Origin of the sequence: Kineococcus glutinatus (assembly GCF_039542765.1) — a bacterium.
Classification (GTDB): Bacteria; Actinomycetota; Actinomycetes; order Actinomycetales; family Kineococcaceae; genus Kineococcus_A; species Kineococcus_A glutinatus.
The window spans coordinates 1-3,535 of the sequence record NZ_BAABIL010000337.1; the positions used below are offsets into that span (position 1 = coordinate 1).

At 75.3% G+C, this 3,535-nt stretch carries 3 protein-coding genes; all 3 read right to left on the reverse strand.

Features of this window, described 5'->3' with window-relative positions; all coding sequences use genetic code 11:
- A partial coding sequence (locus ABEB16_RS13040) for a GNAT family N-acetyltransferase (protein ID WP_486335985.1) occupies positions 1 to 398 on the reverse strand: 398 nt, incomplete at its 3' end.
- A gap of 53 nt (positions 399 to 451) precedes the next feature.
- Positions 452 to 1,855, reverse strand: a complete 1,404-nt coding sequence (locus tag ABEB16_RS13045; protein WP_345712680.1) for an amino acid permease — start codon at positions 1,853 to 1,855, stop codon at positions 452 to 454.
- The gene (locus tag ABEB16_RS13050; protein ID WP_345712681.1) at positions 1,852 to 3,342 is read right to left on the reverse strand and encodes a glutamate-cysteine ligase family protein; all 1,491 of its coding nucleotides are present in this window, start codon (positions 3,340 to 3,342) and stop codon (positions 1,852 to 1,854) included. Before ABEB16_RS13050 ends, ABEB16_RS13045 begins: the two co-directional genes overlap by 4 nt.
- Between the last annotated feature and the right edge of the window lie 193 nt (positions 3,343 to 3,535).

A 3,535-nucleotide genomic window follows, 5' to 3' on the forward strand; every position in this document is an offset into this window, starting at 1 on the left:
CGCGCCACCTGCCGGCGTGCGGCGGCCTCCTGCCAGCGCAGCACCACCCGGCCGATGCCGCGGCCGCGCCAGCCCGGGTCGACCTCACCGGCGCAGCGCACCCGCAGCACGCCGCGGTCCCCCGCGCCCAGGTGCACCGTCGCCCACGCCCGCACCTCCCCGGTCGCGTCCAGCGCCAGCAGCGACCCGTGCAGCGGGTCGAACCCCTCGGCCTCCAGCTCGTCGAGCAGGTCACCGGCGGAGAGGTGCTCGGCGGGGGCGTCGGCGGCCTCGCAGCGCAGCACCATCGCGTGCCAGGCGGCCACGTCGGCCGGCCGGGCCGGGCGCACGCGCAGCCCCGGAAGGCGTGGCAGGGCCACCGCGGTCGCCCACGTGCCGCCGGCCACACCGGTCCCCATGGCACATGGGTACGCGCTGCGGGCAGCGGGCGCAACGGCTTTCGCGCAACGGCTCAGCGGCCGGTGGTCGACCCCGACGGTGCGCGCGAGGCCGCTCCCCGGCGGGTGAGCACGACACCGGCGGCCACCACGGCCACCGTCAGCGCCGCCGACAGGCCCACCTGGGAACGCTGCTCGGGCTGGACGAGCATGAGGACGAGGACGGCGGCGATGAAGGCGATCGTGGCGTACGTCAGCCACGGGAACAGCCACATCCGCACCGCCGGGACCGTGCCGTCGCGGTCCAGCACCCGGCGCATCCGCACCTGGCTGAGGGCGATGATGAGGTAGATGACCAGCGCGAGGGCGCCGCTGGTGGCGAGCAGGTACTCGAAGATCTTCTCCGGCACGAGGTAGTTGCCCAGGACGGCCACGAAGCCGAACGCCGTCGAGGCCAGGATCGCCGGCGCGGGGACGCCCCGGGCGGTGACCTGCGACAGCAGCGCGGGTGCGTCACCGCGGCGGGACAGCGAGAACGCCATCCGCGAGGCGGTGTAGAGGGCCGAGTTCAGGCAGCTGGCCACCGCGGTGAGGATGACGAACTCCATCACGGGCGCGGCCGCCGGGATGCCCATCCGCTCCAGGGTGTACTGGTAGGAGCCGCTGCCCGGTGCGGCCAGCTCCGCGGAGTTCCACGGCACCAGCGACACCACGACGAAGATGGACCCCAGGTAGAACAGCCCGATCCGCCAGATCACCGAGTTCACCGCCCGGCGCACCCCGCCGCGGGGGTCCTCCGACTCCGCCGCTGCGATCGTCACGATCTCGGTGCCCATGAAGCTGAACATGGTGATGGTGATGCCGGCCAGCACCGCGTCCAGGCCGTTGGGCAGGAACCCGCCGTGCGCGGTGAGGCCGCTGAGACCGGACACCTCCGAGCCGGGCAGCAGCCCCAGGATCGCCGCCACCCCCAGCGCGATGAACGCCACGATCGCGACGACCTTCACCAGCGCGAACCAGAACTCGAACTCGCCGTAGTTGCCCACGCTGGCCAGGTTCGTCGCCGTCAGCGCCGCCGTCACCGCCAGCGCCCACACCCACTGCGGCGCACCCAGCCAGGCGGACAGGATGTCCGCGGCGGCGGTGGCCTCCACGGGGATGACGAGCACCCAGAACCACCAGTACAGCCAGCCCACGGCGAAACCCGCCCAGCGCCCCAGGGACCGCTCCGCGTACGTGGAGAACGACCCCGTGTCCGGCTGCGCGGTGGCCATCTCCCCCAGCATCCGCATGACCAGCACCACGAGCAGACCGGCCAGCGCGTAGGACACCAGCACCGCCGGTCCCGCCTCGGCGATGGCGGTGCGCGAGCCCACGAACAGGCCGGCGCCGATGACACCGGCGATCGAGATCATCGTGATGTGGCGCGGCTTCAGGCCCGTGCCCAGCGCGGCGCCGGCCGCCTCCGTGGTGCTCACGTCCCCACCCCTCCCCAGCGGTGCACCGGTTCGCCCTCCTGCTGCCGGTGCAGGTACTCGGCCAGCATCCGCGCCAGCGCCGCCCGCCGGTCCAGGCCCGCGGCCTCCAGGTCCCGCACCGCCGCCACCTGCCAGGTCGCGCCGTTGCGCCCCGTGCGCGCCCGCCCGGCCACCACCTCCAGGTAGTGGTCGCGCACCTGGCGCGGCACCCCCCAGCGCCCCAGCCCCTCGTCGGCCAGCGGCAGCAGCACGTCCAGCACCAGGCGGTCCACCGGCACCTCGCCCACGCCGGGCCACTGCGCGCTCGCGGCCAGGCCCAGGCGGGCGCAGCGCTGGAACGTCCGGTGCGCGGCCTCGAACGGCATCCGCTCCTCCACCGGGTCCGGCGCCTGCGCCAGCGCCCGCACCAGCCCGTGGAAGAACGCCGCGTCGGCCACCACGTCCAGCGGTGTCGGCCCCGCCGGCAGCACCCGGTTCTCCACCCGCAGGTGCGCGGTGCCGTCGGCGACGTCGTACACCGCGCGGTTCCAGCGGTACACGGTGCCGGTGTGCAGCCGCAGCTCCCCCAGCAGCGGAGCCCGCCCGGCCCGCACCGCCGCCAGCGGGTCCTCCTCCCCCACCACCGGCAGCAGCGAGGGGAAGAACCGCACGTCCTCCTCGAAGAGGTCCAGCGGGCCGTCGATCCAGCGCTCGCCGAAGAACACCCGCGGGCGCACCCCCTGGTTGCGCAGCTCCGCGCAGCGGGTGTCGGTGGACTGGGTGAACAGCTCGATGCGCGTCTCGGCCCACAACCGCCGCCCGAACAGGAACGGGGAGTTCGCCGCCAGCGCCACCTGCGGACCGGCCACCGCCTGCGCCGCGTTCCAGCGCCGCGCGAACTCCTCCGGCGCCACCTGCTGGTGCAGCTGCACGCTGGTGCCCACCGCCTCGGGCCCGATCGTCGGCAGGTGCACGGCGAGGCGCTCGGGGCCGGTGGGTGATTCCATGCGCAGCTCCACGTCCTCCCCGCGGGCCGTGGCGATCGCCTCGTCCAGCGCCGCGTAGCGCGGGTCGGCGCTGCGCCAGGGCCCGCGGAAGTGCTCCGGCAGCGCGGTGGGCAGCGTCCCGATCGAGACCACCTGCGCGCCCACCCGCGTCGCGGCCCCGCGCGCCGCGGCCAGCGCCGCGGCCAGGTCGGCCTGCAGCTGCGGCAACCCGTCCTCGCCCACCGGGTGCGGGGCGCCGTTCAGCTCGATGTTGAAGGCGCCCAGCTCCGTCTGGAACCTGGCGTCCGCCAGGTGCTGCAGCACCGCGTCGTTGACCATCGCCGGCTGCTGGGCGCCGTCGACGAGGTGCAGCTCGACCTCGATGCCCGCGCACGCCTGCGCGCCCGCCAGCCGGCCCGCCTCCAGCTCGCCGCGCAGCACCTCCAGCTCCACGTGCAGCAGCTCGCGGAAGCGTCGGCGGTCGGCCCCCGTCGGGGTGCGGCGCTGCACGTCCTGACCCACGGGGGAAGTGGAGCACGACCGGTGCGGGTCGTCCACACGAGATCCGCACCCGGAGAGGCTGGAAGCGGGGGCCGGTGCGGGACCGGTCCGGGACGCGCGGGTGGCGCGGGCTCAAGGTCGGGCGCCGGCGTGCCGAGCTCTGGTCGGTGAGGACTCCCAGCGCGCACGCCCGGGCCGGCCGGACCACCGCGGC